This window comes from Photobacterium salinisoli (assembly GCF_003614885.1).
In the GTDB taxonomy this organism is placed as follows: domain Bacteria; phylum Pseudomonadota; class Gammaproteobacteria; order Enterobacterales; family Vibrionaceae; genus Photobacterium; species Photobacterium salinisoli.
In genome coordinates, this window is the sequence record NZ_QZMS01000017.1 from 1 (window position 1) to 16,294 (window position 16,294).

The 16,294-nt window shown below is 47.5% G+C and carries 31 protein-coding genes and 1 rRNA gene; all 32 read left to right on the plus strand.

What is annotated here, in order from left to right; all coding sequences use genetic code 11:
- Window positions 1-218 (plus strand): EF-Tu C-terminal domain-related protein (locus tag D6M16_RS21315; protein WP_205576953.1); only part of this gene is annotated, 218 nt, incomplete at its 5' end.
- Window positions 219-478: 260 nt separating this feature from the next.
- Window positions 479-712: a (2Fe-2S)-binding protein gene (locus tag D6M16_RS21320; RefSeq protein ID WP_120513895.1), complete on the plus strand. Its 234-nt coding sequence runs from the start codon at window positions 479-481 to the stop codon at window positions 710-712.
- An 82-nt stretch (window positions 713-794) separates the two neighbouring features.
- Window positions 795-1,271, plus strand: a complete 477-nt coding sequence (bfr, locus tag D6M16_RS21325; RefSeq protein WP_120513896.1) for a bacterioferritin — start codon at window positions 795-797, stop codon at window positions 1,269-1,271.
- A 346-nt stretch (window positions 1,272-1,617) separates the two neighbouring features.
- Entirely contained in the window at window positions 1,618-1,929 is a 312-nt protein-coding gene (gene rpsJ / locus D6M16_RS21330) for a 30S ribosomal protein S10 (protein WP_005501283.1), read from the plus strand.
- Window positions 1,930-1,943: 14 nt separating this feature from the next.
- Entirely contained in the window at window positions 1,944-2,573 is a 630-nt protein-coding gene (gene rplC / locus D6M16_RS21335; RefSeq protein WP_027251940.1) for a 50S ribosomal protein L3, read from the plus strand.
- A 16-nt stretch (window positions 2,574-2,589) separates the two neighbouring features.
- Complete coding sequence (rplD, locus tag D6M16_RS21340; protein ID WP_027251941.1) at window positions 2,590-3,192, plus strand: 50S ribosomal protein L4; 603 nt, start codon at window positions 2,590-2,592, stop codon at window positions 3,190-3,192.
- Window positions 3,189-3,491, plus strand: a complete 303-nt coding sequence (rplW, locus tag D6M16_RS21345; protein ID WP_027251942.1) for a 50S ribosomal protein L23 — start codon at window positions 3,189-3,191, stop codon at window positions 3,489-3,491. The genes rplD and rplW overlap by 4 nt, the downstream gene beginning before the upstream one ends.
- Before the next feature lie 18 nt (window positions 3,492-3,509).
- Entirely contained in the window at window positions 3,510-4,334 is an 825-nt protein-coding gene (rplB, locus tag D6M16_RS21350) for a 50S ribosomal protein L2 (RefSeq protein ID WP_027251943.1), read from the plus strand.
- Between the two features lie 20 nt (window positions 4,335-4,354).
- Complete coding sequence (gene rpsS / locus D6M16_RS21355) at window positions 4,355-4,633, plus strand: 30S ribosomal protein S19 (protein WP_007469141.1); 279 nt, start codon at window positions 4,355-4,357, stop codon at window positions 4,631-4,633.
- 14 nt (window positions 4,634-4,647) lie between these two features.
- Window positions 4,648-4,980, plus strand: a complete 333-nt coding sequence (gene rplV, locus D6M16_RS21360) for a 50S ribosomal protein L22 (protein WP_027251944.1) — start codon at window positions 4,648-4,650, stop codon at window positions 4,978-4,980.
- Between the two features lie 19 nt (window positions 4,981-4,999).
- Window positions 5,000-5,692, plus strand: coding sequence for a 30S ribosomal protein S3 (gene rpsC, locus D6M16_RS21365; RefSeq protein ID WP_027251945.1), 693 nt, complete (start codon window positions 5,000-5,002; stop codon window positions 5,690-5,692).
- A gap of 11 nt (window positions 5,693-5,703) precedes the next feature.
- Entirely contained in the window at window positions 5,704-6,114 is a 411-nt protein-coding gene (gene rplP, locus D6M16_RS21370) for a 50S ribosomal protein L16 (protein ID WP_027251946.1), read from the plus strand.
- The gene (gene rpmC / locus D6M16_RS21375) at window positions 6,114-6,305 is read left to right on the plus strand and encodes a 50S ribosomal protein L29 (RefSeq protein WP_027251947.1); all 192 of its coding nucleotides are present in this window, start codon (window positions 6,114-6,116) and stop codon (window positions 6,303-6,305) included. Before rplP ends, rpmC begins: the two co-directional genes overlap by 1 nt.
- Window positions 6,305-6,559 carry a 30S ribosomal protein S17 gene (rpsQ, locus tag D6M16_RS21380; protein ID WP_027251948.1) on the plus strand — a complete coding sequence of 85 codons (255 nt, stop codon included), beginning with the start codon at window positions 6,305-6,307 and terminating at the stop codon, window positions 6,557-6,559. Before rpmC ends, rpsQ begins: the two co-directional genes overlap by 1 nt.
- 164 nt (window positions 6,560-6,723) lie before the next feature.
- Entirely contained in the window at window positions 6,724-7,095 is a 372-nt protein-coding gene (gene rplN, locus D6M16_RS21385) for a 50S ribosomal protein L14 (protein ID WP_027251949.1), read from the plus strand.
- A gap of 12 nt (window positions 7,096-7,107) precedes the next feature.
- Window positions 7,108-7,422: a 50S ribosomal protein L24 gene (gene rplX / locus D6M16_RS21390; RefSeq protein WP_027251950.1), complete on the plus strand. Its 315-nt coding sequence runs from the start codon at window positions 7,108-7,110 to the stop codon at window positions 7,420-7,422.
- Between the two features lie 15 nt (window positions 7,423-7,437).
- On the plus strand, window positions 7,438-7,977 hold the full coding sequence (gene rplE, locus D6M16_RS21395; protein WP_027251951.1) for a 50S ribosomal protein L5: 540 nt from the start codon (window positions 7,438-7,440) through the stop codon (window positions 7,975-7,977).
- Window positions 7,978-7,993: 16 nt separating this feature from the next.
- Window positions 7,994-8,299, plus strand: a complete 306-nt coding sequence (rpsN, locus tag D6M16_RS21400; RefSeq protein ID WP_027251952.1) for a 30S ribosomal protein S14 — start codon at window positions 7,994-7,996, stop codon at window positions 8,297-8,299.
- A gap of 36 nt (window positions 8,300-8,335) precedes the next feature.
- Complete coding sequence (rpsH, locus tag D6M16_RS21405) at window positions 8,336-8,728, plus strand: 30S ribosomal protein S8 (protein WP_027251953.1); 393 nt, start codon at window positions 8,336-8,338, stop codon at window positions 8,726-8,728.
- 13 nt (window positions 8,729-8,741) lie between these two features.
- A complete protein-coding gene (rplF, locus tag D6M16_RS21410) occupies window positions 8,742-9,275 on the plus strand; it encodes a 50S ribosomal protein L6 (RefSeq protein WP_027251954.1) in 534 nt (177 codons plus the stop codon).
- A gap of 9 nt (window positions 9,276-9,284) precedes the next feature.
- Window positions 9,285-9,638: a 50S ribosomal protein L18 gene (rplR, locus tag D6M16_RS21415; RefSeq protein ID WP_027251955.1), complete on the plus strand. Its 354-nt coding sequence runs from the start codon at window positions 9,285-9,287 to the stop codon at window positions 9,636-9,638.
- 12 nt (window positions 9,639-9,650) lie between these two features.
- Window positions 9,651-10,148, plus strand: a complete 498-nt coding sequence (rpsE, locus tag D6M16_RS21420; RefSeq protein ID WP_027251956.1) for a 30S ribosomal protein S5 — start codon at window positions 9,651-9,653, stop codon at window positions 10,146-10,148.
- A gap of 5 nt (window positions 10,149-10,153) precedes the next feature.
- A complete protein-coding gene (gene rpmD, locus D6M16_RS21425) occupies window positions 10,154-10,333 on the plus strand; it encodes a 50S ribosomal protein L30 (RefSeq protein ID WP_027251957.1) in 180 nt (59 codons plus the stop codon).
- Between the two features lie 5 nt (window positions 10,334-10,338).
- Entirely contained in the window at window positions 10,339-10,773 is a 435-nt protein-coding gene (rplO, locus tag D6M16_RS21430) for a 50S ribosomal protein L15 (RefSeq protein WP_027251958.1), read from the plus strand.
- A 22-nt stretch (window positions 10,774-10,795) separates the two neighbouring features.
- Window positions 10,796-12,127: a preprotein translocase subunit SecY gene (gene secY, locus D6M16_RS21435; protein WP_027251959.1), complete on the plus strand. Its 1,332-nt coding sequence runs from the start codon at window positions 10,796-10,798 to the stop codon at window positions 12,125-12,127.
- 29 nt (window positions 12,128-12,156) lie between these two features.
- Window positions 12,157-12,270: a 50S ribosomal protein L36 gene (gene rpmJ, locus D6M16_RS21440; protein ID WP_000868186.1), complete on the plus strand. Its 114-nt coding sequence runs from the start codon at window positions 12,157-12,159 to the stop codon at window positions 12,268-12,270.
- Between the two features lie 144 nt (window positions 12,271-12,414).
- Complete coding sequence (gene rpsM / locus D6M16_RS21445) at window positions 12,415-12,771, plus strand: 30S ribosomal protein S13 (RefSeq protein ID WP_027251960.1); 357 nt, start codon at window positions 12,415-12,417, stop codon at window positions 12,769-12,771.
- 19 nt (window positions 12,772-12,790) lie between these two features.
- Window positions 12,791-13,180: a 30S ribosomal protein S11 gene (gene rpsK, locus D6M16_RS21450; RefSeq protein WP_027251961.1), complete on the plus strand. Its 390-nt coding sequence runs from the start codon at window positions 12,791-12,793 to the stop codon at window positions 13,178-13,180.
- A gap of 32 nt (window positions 13,181-13,212) precedes the next feature.
- The gene (rpsD, locus tag D6M16_RS21455; RefSeq protein ID WP_027251962.1) at window positions 13,213-13,833 is read left to right on the plus strand and encodes a 30S ribosomal protein S4; all 621 of its coding nucleotides are present in this window, start codon (window positions 13,213-13,215) and stop codon (window positions 13,831-13,833) included.
- Between the two features lie 23 nt (window positions 13,834-13,856).
- Complete coding sequence (locus tag D6M16_RS21460; protein ID WP_027251963.1) at window positions 13,857-14,846, plus strand: DNA-directed RNA polymerase subunit alpha; 990 nt, start codon at window positions 13,857-13,859, stop codon at window positions 14,844-14,846.
- 33 nt (window positions 14,847-14,879) lie between these two features.
- Window positions 14,880-15,266, plus strand: coding sequence for a 50S ribosomal protein L17 (rplQ, locus tag D6M16_RS21465; protein ID WP_027251964.1), 387 nt, complete (start codon window positions 14,880-14,882; stop codon window positions 15,264-15,266).
- 659 nt (window positions 15,267-15,925) lie between these two features.
- Window positions 15,926-16,294, plus strand: a 16S ribosomal RNA gene (locus D6M16_RS21470); the annotation flags it as partial.

Sequence of the window (16,294 nt, forward strand, 5' to 3'; positions counted from 1 at the left end):
TCTTCAAAGGCTACCGTCCACAGTTCTACTTCCGTACAACTGACGTGACCGGTACTATCGAACTGCCAGAAGGCGTTGAGATGGTAATGCCAGGTGACAACATCAAGATGGTTGTTACTCTGATCGCACCTATCGCAATGGACGAAGGTCTGCGCTTCGCAATCCGTGAAGGTGGCCGTACCGTTGGTGCTGGTGTTGTTGCTAAGATCGTTGCTTAATTAGCATAGATTTAATCAACATGAGAAAGGGAGCTTCGGCTCCCTTTTTGTATTTTGAGGCTTTGCATGCGGCCTTTTCCCCTCAGATTCTGATCCCCTGGCAAAATCCTATTGCTAACCGTTTCTCTTTTCTACATATTCTGTAAGCGCAATTTTCTGCATTATTGATAACTAATTCATCTAGCAAAGTGACGGAACAGAAGTGGTAATGCTAACGGTTCTCGTTTATATTTGAGTCAGATCAGTCGTAGAGAGTTGTTATGTACGTTTGCCTGTGTCACGGAATTTCTGACAAAAAGATTGTGAAATTGGTAGAAGAGGACGGTGTATCAGATATCCGTGGAATCAAAGCGATCACCCCTCTCGGTTCTCAATGCGGTAAGTGTATTCGTCAGGCAAAAGGTATCATTCAACATGTAGTTCTGGAGCGGGATACTGCTCAGGATATTACTGTGATCGATATTACTGAGGTTACGCTCAAAAAAGCGAGCTAATCTTTGGTTTAACAACGTCTCTTTTTTGACACTCTTCAGATCGGTTCTAAGCTTAAAAGGACCGAGAGAGGAGTGTTAGCTAATGAAAGCCGATCCGAAAATCATTCAACATCTCAACAAAATCCTGGGCAATGAACTGGTGGCAATCAACCAGTACTTCCTCCACGCCCGTATGTACAAGGATTGGGGTCTCAAACATCTTGCCGATAAGGAATACCACGAATCCATCGATGAAATGAATCATGCCGATCATTTGATTGAACGGATCCTGTTTCTGGAGGGGATTCCAAATCTCCAGGACTTGGGTAAACTGCGCATTGGCGAAGATACCAAAGAAATGCTCGAGTGTGACCTCTCTTTGGAAATGGATGCAATTCCGGATTTACGTGACGCCATTCAGTACGCTGAAGAAGTACGGGATTATGTCTCCCGGGATTTATTCCAAGACATTCTGGAAGATGAAGAAGAGCATGTCGACTGGCTGGAAACTCAGCTGGGCTTAATCGAGCGCATGGGTATTAACAACTACAATCAGGCCCAGATTGTAGACGACGACTAGTCTTGCACCCTTATCAAGTCGTAACGGCCTTCATTTTTCCTGCAGGTGAAGGCTTTTTTCATTTTACTGCTTAATTTCCCATCATCCCTTGCCTTTCATTTTGTGATCGGTATAATGCCCGGCACTGTCTCGAGAAGACGGTTGTGAACCAATAAGCGTTGAGGAAGGAATCAGTTCTCTGATTCGGTAATGTATACTCTGACTTATGTTCGCAGTCATTAAATTGGCTGACAATGCGCCCAAAAGGGGTGCTACGTTCACATAAATCAATCGGCATTCTCTCGTCTTAACGAGTTTGAGTGGCGATATTGTTTGTGTAAATTTTTTTGAATTGGAGCTCTGTCTCATGCAGAACCAACGTATTCGTATCCGCCTGAAGGCTTTCGATCACCGTTTGATCGATCAGTCTACTGCGGAGATCGTTGAAACAGCTAAGCGTACTGGCGCGCAGGTTCGTGGTCCAATCCCACTGCCTACTCGTAAAGAGCGTTTCACTGTTCTTATTTCTCCACACGTGAATAAGGACGCCCGTGATCAGTACGAAATCCGTACCCACAAGCGCCTTATCGACATCGTTGAGCCAACAGACAAAACTGTTGATGCTCTGATGCGTCTGGATCTAGCTGCTGGCGTTGATGTACAGATCAGCCTAGGTTAAGGGGAGATAAGAGAATGATTGGTCTAATCGGTCGTAAAGTGGGCATGACCCGCATCTTTACCGAAGATGGCGCTTCTATCCCAGTTACTGTGGTTGAAGTAGAAAATAACCGTGTTACTCAGGTTAAATCTGTAGACACTGATGGTTATAACGCTATCCAGGTTACCGCTGGTGCTAAGAAAGCAAGCCGCGTAAACAAAGCTGAAGCTGGTCACTTTGCGAAAGCAGGTGTTGAAGCTGGCCGCGGTTTGTGGGAATTCCGCCTGGACAATGGTGAAGAGTTCGCAGTAGGCGCTGAGCTGAACGTAGAACTGTTCAACGAAATTAAGAAAGTAGACGTTACTGGCACTTCAAAGGGTAAAGGTTTCCAAGGCGCTGTTAAGCGTTGGAACTTCCGTACTCAAGATATGAGCCACGGTAACTCCTTGTCTCACCGTGCTCCTGGTTCTATCGGTCAATGTCAGACTCCAGGTCGCGTATTTAAAGGCAAGAAAATGGCTGGTCACATGGGTGCTGAGCGTGTAACGACTCAAAACCTAGAGATCGTACGTGTTGACGCTGAGCGCAACCTGCTTCTGATCAAAGGTGCAGTACCAGGCGCAACTGGCGGCAACGTGATCGTAAAACCAGCTGTTAAAGCGTAACGTCGAGGAGTTAGTAATGGAATTGGTAGTCAAAGGCGCTGATGCGCTAGCTGTCTCCGAAACTACTTTTGGGCGTGAGTTTAACGAAGCGCTGGTGCACCAAGTAGTTGTTGCGTATGCAGCAGGTGCCCGTCAAGGTACTCGTGCACAAAAGACCCGTTCTGACGTATCTGGTGGCGGTGCTAAGCCATGGCGTCAAAAGGGTACTGGTCGTGCCCGTGCGGGTACAATCCGTAGCCCACTGTGGCGTACAGGTGGTGTAACTTTCGCAGCTCGTCCACAGGACCACAGCCAGAAAGTTAACAAGAAAATGTACCGCGGTGCGATGAAGTGCATCCTGTCTGAGCTGGTTCGTCAAGAGCGTCTGATCGTTGTTGATAACTTCTCAGTAGAAGCACCAAAAACTAAAGAGTTGGCTGCAAAGCTGAAAGAACTGGAACTGAACGATGTTCTGATCGTGACCGGTGAACTGGATGAGAATCTGTTCCTGGCAGCACGCAACCTGTACAAGGTTGACGTTCGCGATGCCGCTGCAATCGACCCAGTTAGCTTGATCGCATTCGACAAAGTAGTGATGACTGCTGCGGCAGTTAAGCAAGTTGAGGAGATGCTGGCATGATCACCGAAGAGCGTATCCTAAAAGTTCTGCGTGCTCCGCACATCTCTGAAAAAGCGACCATGGCTGCTGAGAACGGTAACACTATCGTTTTCAAAGTAGCGATGACCGCAACGAAGCGTGAGATCAAAGCGGCAGTTGAAAAACTGTTCGAGGTTGAAGTTAAGTCTGTAAATACTCTGATTGCTAAAGGTAAAACTAAGCGTCAAGGTATGCGCCAAGGCCGTCGTAGTGACTGGAAGAAAGCGTACGTGATCCTGAAAGAAGGTCAAGACATCGACTTCGCTGGTAGTGCAGAGTAAGGCTAGGAGCAAAGAAGAATGGCTATTGTAAAATGTAAGCCGACTTCCCCAGGTCGTCGCCACGTTGTTAAAGTGGTTAACTCTGACCTGCATAAGGGTAAGCCGTATGCACCACTTCTAGAGAAAAACTCTAAGACTGGTGGTCGTAACAATAACGGTCGTATTACTGTTCGTCACATCGGTGGTGGTAACAAACAACATTACCGTCTGATTGACTTTAAGCGTAATAAAGATGGTATCCCAGCGAAAGTTGAGCGTCTGGAATACGATCCAAACCGTAGCGCAAACATCGCTCTGGTTCTTTACGCAGATGGTGAGCGTCGTTACATCATTGCACCAAAAGGCATCCAAGCTGGTGATACTATCCAGTCTGGTTCAGATGCTGCGATCAAAGTAGGTAACACCCTGCCAATGCGCAACATCCCAGTAGGTTCAACCGTACACTGTGTTGAACTGAAGCCTGGTAAAGGTGCTCAGCTGGCTCGTTCAGCTGGTACTTACGCACAAATCGTAGCTCGTGCTGGCGCATACGTAACTATTCGTCTGCGTTCTGGCGAAATGCGTAAAGTTCTTGCCGAAGGTCGTGCGACTCTGGGTGAGGTTGGTAACGGTGAACATATGCTACGTGAACTGGGTAAAGCCGGTGCTTCACGTTGGCGTGGTGTTCGTCCAACCGTACGTGGTGTTGTAATGAACCCAATCGACCACCCACACGGTGGTGGTGAAGGTCGTACTTCTGGTGGTCGTCACCCAGTGACACCATGGGGCGTACCGACTAAGGGTTACAAAACTCGTAAGAACAAACGTACCGACAAGTACATTGTACGTCGTCGTAATAAGTAATTTATATCAGAGGATAAGCCATGCCACGTTCTCTCAAGAAAGGTCCTTTTATTGACCTGCACTTGCTGAAGAAGGTAGAGAAAGCGGTGGAAAGCGGTGACAAGAAGCCTGTTAAGACTTGGTCCCGTCGCTCAATGATCATCCCTCAGATGATCGGTTTGACCATCGCTGTCCATAATGGTCGTCAGCACGTACCCGTTTTCGTTTCTGAAGAAATGATCGGTCACAAGCTGGGCGAATTTGCACCAACACGTACTTATCGCGGCCACGCTGCAGATAAGAAAGCTAAGAAGCGCTAAGAGGAGTATAGGTAATGGAAGCTATCGCTAAACATCGCTTTGCTCGCATCTCACCGCAGAAAGCTCGTTTGGTTGCGGATCAAGTGCGCGGTAAAACGGTTGCACAAGCTCTGGAAATTCTGACTTTCAGCAACAAAAAAGCTGCTGACCTGGTTAAGAAGGTTCTGGAATCCGCTATCGCTAATGCTGAGCACAACGAAGGCGCAGACATCGATGACTTGAATGTTGCGAAAATCTTCGTTGATGAAGGCCCAACCATGAAGCGTATTATGCCTCGTGCTAAAGGCCGTGCCGATCGCATCTTGAAGCGTTCTAGCCACATCACTGTTGTTGTAGCGGATCGCTAAGAGAGTAGGAGACAAAGCAATGGGTCAAAAAGTACATCCTAATGGTATTCGTCTTGGCATCGTTAAGCCTTGGAATACCACTTGGTATGCTAACAGCAACGAATTCGCTGACAACCTAGACGGCGACTTCAAGGTACGTCAATTCCTGACCAAGGAATTAGCAAAAGCGTCTCTGTCTCGTATCGTTATCGAGCGTCCTGCTAAGAGCATTCGTGTAACCATTCACACTGCTCGTCCAGGCGTTGTTATCGGTAAGAAAGGCGAAGATGTTGAGAAACTGCGCGCTCGCGTTGCTAAGATCGCTGGTGTTCCAGCTCAGATCAACATCGCTGAAGTTCGTAAGCCAGAGCTGGATGCACAGCTTGTTGGTGACAGCATCGCTTCTCAGCTTGAGCGCCGTGTTATGTTCCGTCGCGCTATGAAGCGTGCGGTACAGAATGCTATGCGTCTGGGCGCTAAAGGCATCAAAGTTGAAGTAAGTGGCCGTCTGGGCGGCGCTGAAATTGCACGTACCGAGTGGTACCGTGAAGGCCGTGTGCCTTTGCACACTCTGCGTGCTGACATTGATTATGCGACTTCTTCCGCTCACACCCAATACGGTGTAATTGGTATTAAAACTTGGATCTTCAAAGGTGAAGTTCTGGGTGGCATGCCAGTTGAAGAGCCTAAGGCTGATAACAAGCCTAAGAAGCAACGCAAAGGCCGTAAATAAGGAGTTTATTGATGCTGCAACCTAAACGCACTAAATTCCGCAAGACTCATAAGGGTCGTAACCGCGGTCTGGCGAACGGTACTGATGTAAGCTTCGGTACTTTCGGTCTGAAAGCAGTTGGCCGTGGCCGTATTACTGCTCGTCAGATCGAGGCTGCTCGTCGTGCTATGACTCGTCATATCAAACGTCAGGGCCAAATCTGGATTCGTATCTTCCCGGACAAGCCTATTACAAGCAAGCCGTTGGAAGTTCGTCAGGGTAAGGGTAAAGGTAACGTTGAGTACTGGGTAGCCCAAATCCAACCAGGTAAAGTTCTTTATGAAATGGATGGTGTTTCAGAAGATCTTGCTCGCGAAGCCTTTAAACTGGCCGCGCGTAAGCTTCCTGTAAAAACCACTTTCGTAACTAAGGCGGTGATGTGATGAATGCACAAGATCTGCGCGCAAAAAGCGTTGAAGAACTGAATGCTGAGCTTGTGAACCTGCTGCGTGAGCAGTTCAACCTGCGTATGCAGGCTGCAACTGGCCAACTGCAACAGACTCACACTCTGAAAGCAGTACGTCGCGATATCGCACGTGTTAAAACCGTTCTGAATGAGAAGGCTGGCGCATAATGAGCGAGAAAATTCGTACTCAGCAGGGTCGTGTTGTTAGCGACAAGATGGACAAGTCTATCGTGGTTGCTATCGAGCGTTTCGTGAAGCACCCAATCTATGGTAAGTTCATCAAGCGTACGACTAAACTGCACGCTCACGATGAGAACAACGAGTGTGGCATTGGCGACACAGTTGAGATCAGTGAGTGTCGTCCACTGTCTAAGAAAAAATCTTGGACTCTGGTACGCGTTGTTGAGAAAGCGCGCGTTTAAGCGAGCTTTAGCAACTACATAACTGAGCGGCCCCTGAAAAAATGGGGCCGTTTATTTTTTATCTACCCATTCTCAAAAAATGGTGTTATTATTCGCCGCCCTTGTAATAAAGGCGAATTCGACCCGAGATGGGTCTAGATGTTTTTGATAAGCGGAGCACTAACATGATCCAAATGCAAAGTATGCTAGATGCAGCCGATAACTCCGGCGCTCGTAGCGTAATGTGTATTAAGGTTCTGGGTGGTTCTCACCGTCGCTATGCACATATCGGTGACATCATCAAAGTTACTGTCAAGGAAGCAATTCCTCGCGGTAAAGTGAAAAAAGGTGATGTACTGAAAGCGGTGGTTGTGCGCACCCGTAAAGGCGTTCGTCGTCCAGACGGCTCTGTCATTCGCTTCGACCGTAATGCTTGCGTATTGCTGAACAACAATACAGAGCAACCAATCGGTACTCGTATCTTTGGCCCAGTGACTCGTGAACTTCGCTCTGCGAAATTCATGAAAATTGTTTCACTAGCGCCAGAAGTACTGTAAGGAGTGACGAAAATGGCAGCTAAAATCCGTCGTAACGACGAAGTTATCGTTCTTACTGGTAAAGATAAAGGTAAGAAAGGTAAAGTATCTAAGGTCCTGGCAACTGGTAAAATCGTTGTTGAAGGTATCAACCTGGTTAAAAAACACCAAAAGCCTGTACCGGCTATGGGTATCCAGGGTGGCATCGTTGAACAAGAAGCAGCTCTTGATGCTTCTAACGTTGCAATCTTCAACGCGGCAACTGGTAAAGCTGACCGTGTAGGCTTCCGATTTGAAGACGGCAAAAAAGTTCGTTTCTTCAAATCTAATGGCGAAACTATCAAGTAATTTTGGAGTAGTACTATGGCGAAACTGCATGATTACTACAAAGAGTCTGTTGTAAAAGAACTTGCTGACAAGTTCGAGTACAAGAGCATCATGCAAGTCCCAAGGATCGAAAAGATCACCCTGAACATGGGTGTCGGTGAAGCCTTGAACGACAAGAAGCTGTTGGAAAACGCAGCTGCTGATATGGCCGCAATTACAGGTCAAAAGCCGCTGGTTACCAAAGCTCGTAAGTCTGTTGCTGGCTTTAAGATCCGTGAGGGCTACCCGATCGGCTGTAAAGTAACCCTGCGTGGCGAACGTATGTGGGACTTTTTCGAACGTCTGATCTCTATTGCTGTACCGCGTATCCGTGATTTCCGTGGTTTGAACCCGAAATCATTTGACGGTCGTGGTAACTATAGCATGGGCGTTCGTGAGCAGATTATCTTCCCAGAGATCGATTTCGATAAAGTAGATCGTGTACGTGGTTTAGACATCACAATCACAACTACTGCGAACTCTGACGAAGAAGCTCGTGCTCTGCTGTCTGCTTTTAACTTCCCATTCCGTAAGTAAAAAGTAAGGGTTACTAATGGCTAAAGAATCTATGAAGGCACGTGAAGTAAAACGTGCCAAGCTGGTAGCAAAGTACGCTGAAAAGCGTGCCGCGCTTAAAGCTCTAATTAGCGACGTGAATGCGTCTGAAGAAGAACGCTGGGATGCAGTGCTCAAGCTTCAGTCTCTACCACGTGATTCAAGTCCATCTCGTCAGCGTAATCGCTGTAACCAGACTGGACGCCCACACGGGTACCTGCGTAAGTTTGGTCTGTCCCGTATCAAGGTTCGTGAAGCTTGCATGAAAGGCGAGATTCCGGGTCTGCGTAAGGCTAGCTGGTAATTTAATTACCAATTAAGAATCACGGAGTATTGACTTATGAGCATGCAAGATCCGATTTCGGATATGCTGACCCGCATTCGTAACGGTCAGGCAGCGAAGAAAGTTGCTGTTAAAATGCCATCTTCTAAGTTGAAAGTTGCCATCGCAGCTTTGCTGAAAGAAGAAGGTTTTGTAGCTGACTACGCCGTTTCTGGCGAAGTTAAGCCTGAACTCGAAGTTACTCTGAAGTACTTCGAGACTAAAGCTGTAATTGAGCAAATCCAGCGCGTTTCACGTCCTGGCCTGCGTATCTACAAGAAAAAAGATGCGCTGCCGACTGTGATGGGTGGCCTGGGTATTGCCGTTGTGTCCACTTCCAAGGGTCTGATGACTGACCGTGCTGCTCGTAAAGCAGGTCTTGGTGGTGAGATTATCTGCTACGTAGCTTAATAGGAGTAGGAAAATGTCACGTGTTGCAAAAGCACCTGTAGTTGTTCCTGCCGGCGTAGAAGTTAAACTCAACGGTCAGGAAATCACTGTAAAAGGTGGTAAGGGTGAACTGGTTCGTGTAATTAACGAAGCAGTTGTACTAACCCAGGAAGAAAACACCATTAAGTTCGGTCCTCGCGACGGCTTCAACGATGCTTGGGCACAGGCTGGTACAGCTCGTGCACTGGTTAACAACATGGTTGTTGGTGTTACTGAAGGCTTTACTAAGAAGCTTATCCTTAAGGGTGTAGGTTATCGTGCTGCCATTAAAGGCAACGCTGTTGGCCTGACTCTGGGCTTCTCACACCCAGTTGAGCATGAACTGCCTGCAGGTATTAAAGCTGAGTGTCCAACTCAAACTGAAATCGTACTGACTGGTACTGATAAGCAGTTGATTGGCCAAGTCGCTGCAGACATTCGCGCTTACCGTAGCCCTGAGCCTTACAAAGGTAAAGGTGTTCGTTACGCCGACGAAGTCGTGCGTATTAAAGAAGCTAAGAAGAAGTAAGGTAACACTATGGATAAGAAAGCATCTCGTATCCGTCGTGCGACCAGAGCACGTCGTAAGATTGCTGAACTGGGTGCAACTCGCTTGGTAGTACACCGTACTCCACGCCATGTGTACGCTCAGGTAATCGCACCAAATGGCTCCGAGGTTATCGCTGCCGCTTCTACCGTAGAAAAAGCGATCCGTGAGCAAGTGAAGAGCACCGGTAACAAAGACGCTGCTGCAGTTGTGGGTAAAATCATCGCTGAGCGCGCGATTGAAAAAGGCATCTCTAACGTTGCATTCGATCGTTCCGGTTTCCAATACCACGGCCGCGTGGCTGCACTGGCAGAAGCTGCCCGTGAAGCTGGTCTGAAATTCTAAGGTAGGCGGAAGATGGCTAACGAAAAAACTCAATCAGATCTGCATGAAAAGCTGATCGCTGTTAACCGTGTATCTAAGACGGTTAAAGGTGGTCGTATTTTCAGCTTTACCGCACTGACCGTTGTTGGTGATGGTAATGGTCGCGTTGGTTTCGGTTACGGCAAAGCACGTGAAGTGCCTGCTGCAATCCAGAAAGCAATGGAAAAAGCACGTCGTAACATGGTTACAGTTGCTCTGAACGAAGGTACTCTGCACCACGCTGTTAAAGGTCGCCACACCGGTTCTAAGGTGTACATGCAACCTGCATCAGAAGGTACTGGTATCATCGCCGGTGGTGCAATGCGTGCAGTGCTGGAAGTCGCTGGCGTGCATAACGTACTGGCTAAAGCATACGGTTCTACAAACCCAATCAATATCGTTCGCGCGACTATTGACGGTTTGAGTGGTATGAACTCTCCAGAAATGATCGCTGCTAAGCGTGGTCTTTCTGTTAAAGAAATTCTGGAGTAATCGACATGGCTAAAACTATCAAAGTAACTCAGACTCGTAGCTCTATCGGTCGTTTGCCGAAGCATAAAGCTACACTGCGTGGCTTGGGCCTACGTCGCATCAACCACACTGTTGAGCTGGAAGATACTGCTTGCGTACGCGGCATGATCAACCAGGTTCATTACATGGTTAAAGTAGAGGAGTAATCAGAATGCGTTTGAATACTCTATCTCCGGCTGCGGGTTCTAAGCCTTCTGCGAAGCGCGTAGGCCGTGGTATCGGTTCAGGCCTGGGTAAAACTTGTGGCCGTGGTCACAAAGGTCAGAAATCACGTTCTGGTGGTTCTGTTCGCCCAGGTTTCGAAGGCGGTCAAATGCCTTTGAAACAGCGTCTACCAAAATTCGGTTTTACTTCTCGCAAGAGCCTGGTAACAGCTGAAGTTCGTCTGTCAGAACTGGCGAAAGTTGAAGGTGACGTAGTAAGTCTGGAAACACTGAAAGCTGCCAACGTGATCACTAAGAACATGGAAACTGTAAAAGTTGTTCTGTCTGGTGAGATCAACCGCGCTGTCACAGTGAAAGGCTTACGCGTAACTAAAGGCGCTAAAGCTGCGATCGAAGCTGCAGGCGGTAAAATCGAGGAATAATTAACTCGAGGATGAGGTACAGATGGCTAAACAACCAGGACAAGATTTTAGTAGCGCAAAAGGTGGCCTAGCAGAGCTTAAGACTCGTCTGCTATTTGTAATAGGGGCTATCTTAATTTTCCGAGCTGGCTCTTTTGTGCCTATTCCTGGTATTGACGCTGCTGTACTAGCCGATCTGTTCGAACAGCAAAAGGGTACCATCATTGAACTGTTTAATATGTTCTCTGGTGGTGCACTTGAGCGTGCATCCATTTTAGCTCTGGGCATTATGCCGTATATTTCGGCCTCTATTATTGTTCAGTTGCTAACGGTTGTTCATCCGGCTTTAGCCGAGTTGAAGAAAGAAGGTGAGTCTGGTCGCCGTAAGATCAGCCAGTATACTCGCTATGGCACGCTTGTGTTGGCAACCTTCCAAGCAATTGGTATTGCGACGGGGTTACCAAGTATGATCCCTGGCCTGGTACATAACCCAGGCCTTGGTTTCTACTTTGTTGCGGTCGTAAGTTTGGTCACCGGTACCATGTTCTTAATGTGGTTAGGTGAGCAGATTACAGAACGTGGCATTGGTAACGGTATATCTCTGATTATTTTCACAGGTATCGTTGCAGGATTGCCACCAGCTATTGGACAGACCGTAGAGCAAGCGCGTCAAGGTGAATTGCACGTACTTCTTCTACTGTTAATTGCAGTAATTTCTTTTGCTGTAATCTATTTTGTAGTGTTCATGGAACGTGGTCAGCGTCGTATCGTCGTTAACTACGCCAAACGTCAGCAAGGCCGTCGTGTCTATGCAGGCCAGAGCACTCATCTGCCATTGAAAATTAATATGGCAGGTGTGATTCCAGCAATTTTTGCATCCAGCATCATTCTTTTCCCTGGCACACTGGCTCAGTGGTTCGGTGGAAATGGAGAAGGTACTTTTGGTTTCCTGACTGACGTGTCTCTGGCACTTAGTCCTGGTCAGCCTCTGTACGTTATGTTGTATGCCGCTGCGATTATCTTCTTCTGTTTCTTCTATACCGCGTTGGTGTTTAACCCGCGTGAAACAGCAGATAACCTGAAGAAATCCGGTGCGTTCATACCTGGTATTCGTCCGGGCGAGCAGACTGCGAAGTACATTGATAAAGTGATGACACGCCTGACTTTGGCTGGTGCGTTGTACATTACCTTTATCTGTCTGATCCCCGAGTTCATGATGATTGCTTGGAACGTTCGCTTCTACTTTGGCGGTACGTCACTACTGATTGTAGTTGTGGTTATTATGGACTTCATGGCTCAAGTTCAGACACACCTGATGTCTCAACAGTATGAGTCGGTTTTGAAAAAGGCTAATCTTAAAGGCTACGGCCGATAAGTTTGGTTATCCATTTACGGAGTTTAGCAATGAAAGTTCGTGCTTCCGTTAAGAAAATCTGCCGTAACTGTAAAGTTATCAAGCGCAACGGTGTTGTGCGTGTAATTTGCAGTGAGCCAAAGCATAAGCAACGCCAAGGCTAACCAGCAGAAATATTTCTTGCAAATTGAAGGTAGGTTGGCTAAATTAGCCAACCATCTTTTGTGTGTGCAAAAGAATTGTGACACCGCTGCGTATCCTAAACGGGCTTTGCAGCGGTTATTCTTGATAAGTACTAGGAGTGAATAGTGGCCCGTATTGCAGGCATTAACATTCCTGATCAAAAGCATGCTGTAATCGCACTGACTGCGATTTATGGCATCGGTAAAACTCGTTCAAAAGCTATTCTGGCTGATGTGGGTATTGCTGAAAATGTTAAGATCAGTGAACTAACTGAAGAGCAGATCGATCAACTGCGTGATGGTGTAGCTAAGTACACTGTAGAAGGTGATCTACGTCGTGAAGTTTCCATGAACATCAAGCGCCTAATGGATCTTGGTTGTTACCGTGGTCTTCGTCATCGTCGCAGTCTACCTCTACGTGGACAGCGTACTAAAACCAACGCTCGTACCCGTAAGGGTCCGCGCAAGCCGATCAAAAAATAATCGGATAAGGTAGAGTACAATGGCAAAACAACCAACTCGCGCTCGTAAGCGCGTACGCAAGCAAGTTGCTGATGGCGTAGCGCACATCCACGCTTCTTTCAACAACACAATCGTTACCATTACTGACCGTCAAGGTAATGCTCTGGCTTGGGCAACTGCCGGTGGTTCAGGTTTCCGTGGTTCTCGTAAATCTACACCGTTTGCTGCACAGGTTGCTGCTGAGCGTTGTGGTGAAATGGCCAAAGAATATGGCGTTAAGAACCTGGAAGTTATGGTGAAGGGCCCAGGTCCTGGTCGTGAGTCAACAATCCGTGCTCTGAATGCAGCGGGTTTCCGTATCACTAACATTGTTGATGCGACTCCGATCCCTCATAACGGTTGTCGTCCACCTAAGAAACGTCGCGTATAACGTTTCGTTTCTAGGAATATTGGAGAAAGAACATGGCAAGATATTTGGGTCCTAAGCTGAAGCTTAGCCGTCGTGAAGGCACTGACTTATTCCTTAAGTCTGGTGTTCGCGCGATTGATACCAAGTGTAAAATTGATAACGCGCCGGGCCAGCACGGTGCCCGTCGTGGCCGCCTGTCTGACTATGGCGTTCAGCTTCGCGAGAAGCAGAAAGTTCGTCGTACTTATGGCGTACTGGAAAAGCAATTCCGTAACTACTACAAAGAAGCTGCTCGCCTGAAAGGCAACACAGGTGAAAACCTGCTGCAACTTCTGGAAGGTCGTCTGGATAATGTTGTTTACCGCATGGGCTTTGGTGCGACTCGCGCTGAATCACGTCAGCTGGTAAGCCACAAAGCGATCCTGGTTAATGGTCAAGTCGTTAACATCCCATCTTTCCAGGTGGCTGCAAACGACGTTGTTAGCATTCGTGAGAAAGCTAAAAACCAAGCACGCATCAAAGCAGCTCTTGAAGTTGCTACTCAGCGTGAACTGCCGACTTGGGTCGAAGTAGACAGCAACAAAATGGAAGGTACCTTTAAGCGTCTTCCAGAACGTTCTGATTTGTCTGCCGACATCAACGAACACCTGATCGTCGAGCTTTACTCTAAGTAAGGCTATAGTTAAGAGAGGACACAATGCAGGGTTCTGTAACAGAATTTCTTAAGCCGCGTCTTGTTGATATTGAACAAGTTAATACGACGCATGCAAAAGTAACTCTTGAGCCTCTGGAGCGCGGTTTTGGCCACACTCTAGGCAATGCTCTACGTCGTATTCTTCTGTCATCTATGCCAGGTTGCGCAGTGACTGAAGTAGAAATCGACGGTGTGTTACACGAGTACAGCACCAAAGAGGGAGTCCAAGAGGACGTTCTTGAAATCCTATTGAACCTAAAAGGCCTGGCCGTTAAGGTTGAAGGGAAAGACGAAGTCATCTTGAGCCTCAGTAAATCTGGTGCAGGCCCTGTTGTTGCAGGTGACATCACCCATGATGGTGATGTTGAGATTGCGAACCCAGAGCACGTGATCTGCCATTTGACTGATGATAATGCTGATATCAGCATGCGCATCAAGGTAGAACGTGGTCGCGGCTATGTACCAGCATCTGCTCGTATTCACAGTGATGAAGATGAGCGTCCAATTGGTCGTTTGTTAGTTGATGCAACTTTCAGCCCAGTTGATCGTATCGCTTACTCAGTCGAGGCTGCGCGTGTTGAACAGCGCACTGACCTTGATAAGCTAGTTATCGATATGGAGACCAATGGTACTCTTGATCCTGAGGAAGCGATTCGTCGTGCTGCCACTATTCTGGCAGAACAACTTGACGCATTCGTAGATCTGCGTGATGTACGAGTTCCTGAAGAGAAAGAAGAGAAGCCGGAGTTCGATCCGATCCTACTGCGTCCTGTAGACGATCTTGAACTAACTGTTCGCTCTGCTAACTGTTTGAAAGCAGAAGCGATCCACTACATCGGTGATCTTGTTCAGCGTACTGAGGTTGAGCTACTGAAAACGCCAAACCTGGGTAAGAAGTCTTTGACTGAAATCAAAGACGTGCTGGCTTCACGTGGTCTGTCTCTGGGTATGCGCCTGGAAAACTGGCCGCCAGCATCAATCGCTGAAGATTAATAGTTACTGATATCTAGTTAGAAGGATTAGGTCATGCGCCATCGTAAGAGTGGTCGTCAACTCAACCGCAACAGCAGTCATCGCAAAGCGATGTTCAGCAACATGGCTAGCTCTCTGGTACGTCACGAGCTTATCAAGACTACCTTGCCTAAGGCAAAAGAGCTGCGTCGCGTAATTGAGCCTTTGATTACCCTAGCTAAGACTGACAGTGTAGCTAACCGTCGTCTGGCATTTGCACGTACTCGTGATAACGAAGTCGTTGCTAAACTGTTTAACGAATTAGGTCCACGTTTTGCTCAGCGTCCAGGCGGTTACACTCGCATTATGAAATGCGGTTTCCGTGCTGGTGATAAAGCCCCAATGGCTTACATTGAGCTGGTAGACCGTCCTGAAGCTCAGGAAGAAGCTGCTGCTGAATAAGCAATAGTTTAAAACGTAAGAAAGCCGGGCATTGCCCGGCTTTTTTTATAGCTATTGTTTGGCTACATATCCGAGGCCGCATTCAGGACTGGATGGTTATGGGGTTTAACCATAGTTGTTTCAGGTCATATTCCGACAGTTTTCTTTCCTTACTATATTGATGTTCTAACCCGAAGTTAAAATTTATCCACGCCTACGTTATGGCTTTTTGCTTTATTATTGTACGTTCTGCTTGTTCGTGGGTAAAAAGTGTTCACTTGGTGTTTTTTTCTGTTTTTTTACTTGTCATGTGGTTCGGACTCTCTATAATGCCGCCTCACTGACACGGCGGGACAGAAAACTGAAGCGCCAAGCGGTTTAAGCGGTTAAAAAACAAATTGAAAAAGTGTTTGACACTTGTTTTTGATTGGTTAGAATGGCCGCCCGTTTCGAGAGATGAATCACAAAGATTTGCTTCGGAACAAGCTCTTTAACAATTTGACCATGCAATCTGTGTGGGCACTCGACAATGATACAGTCATAAAAGATTTATCAGTGAACTGAGTGACCAAATGGTAGCACTTTCTCGAAAGGGTTACCGGCACAGTCAATTCGTTTCAACTTCGGTTGGAACATCAGTAATCACTGAGCCGCCTTTCTTCGGAAAGGCAACAAAACTTTAATTGAAGAGTTTGATCATGGCTCAGATTGAACGCTGGCGGCAGGCCTAACACATGCAAGTCGAGCGGCAGCGACATGAACAATCCTTCGGGGGCGTTGATGGGCGGCGAGCGGCGGACGGGTGAGTAATGCCTGGGAACATGCCCTGATGTGGGGGATAACCATTGGAAACGATGGCTAATACCGCATAATCTCCTGTCTTTTTCGAGATGGGAGCAAAGAGGGGGACCTTCGGGCCTCTCGCGTCAGGATTGGCCCAGGTGGGATTAGCTAGTAGGTGGGGTAACGGCTCACCTAGGCGACGATCCCTAGCTGGTCTGAGAGGATGATCAGCCACACTGGAACTGAGACACGGTCCAGACTCCTAC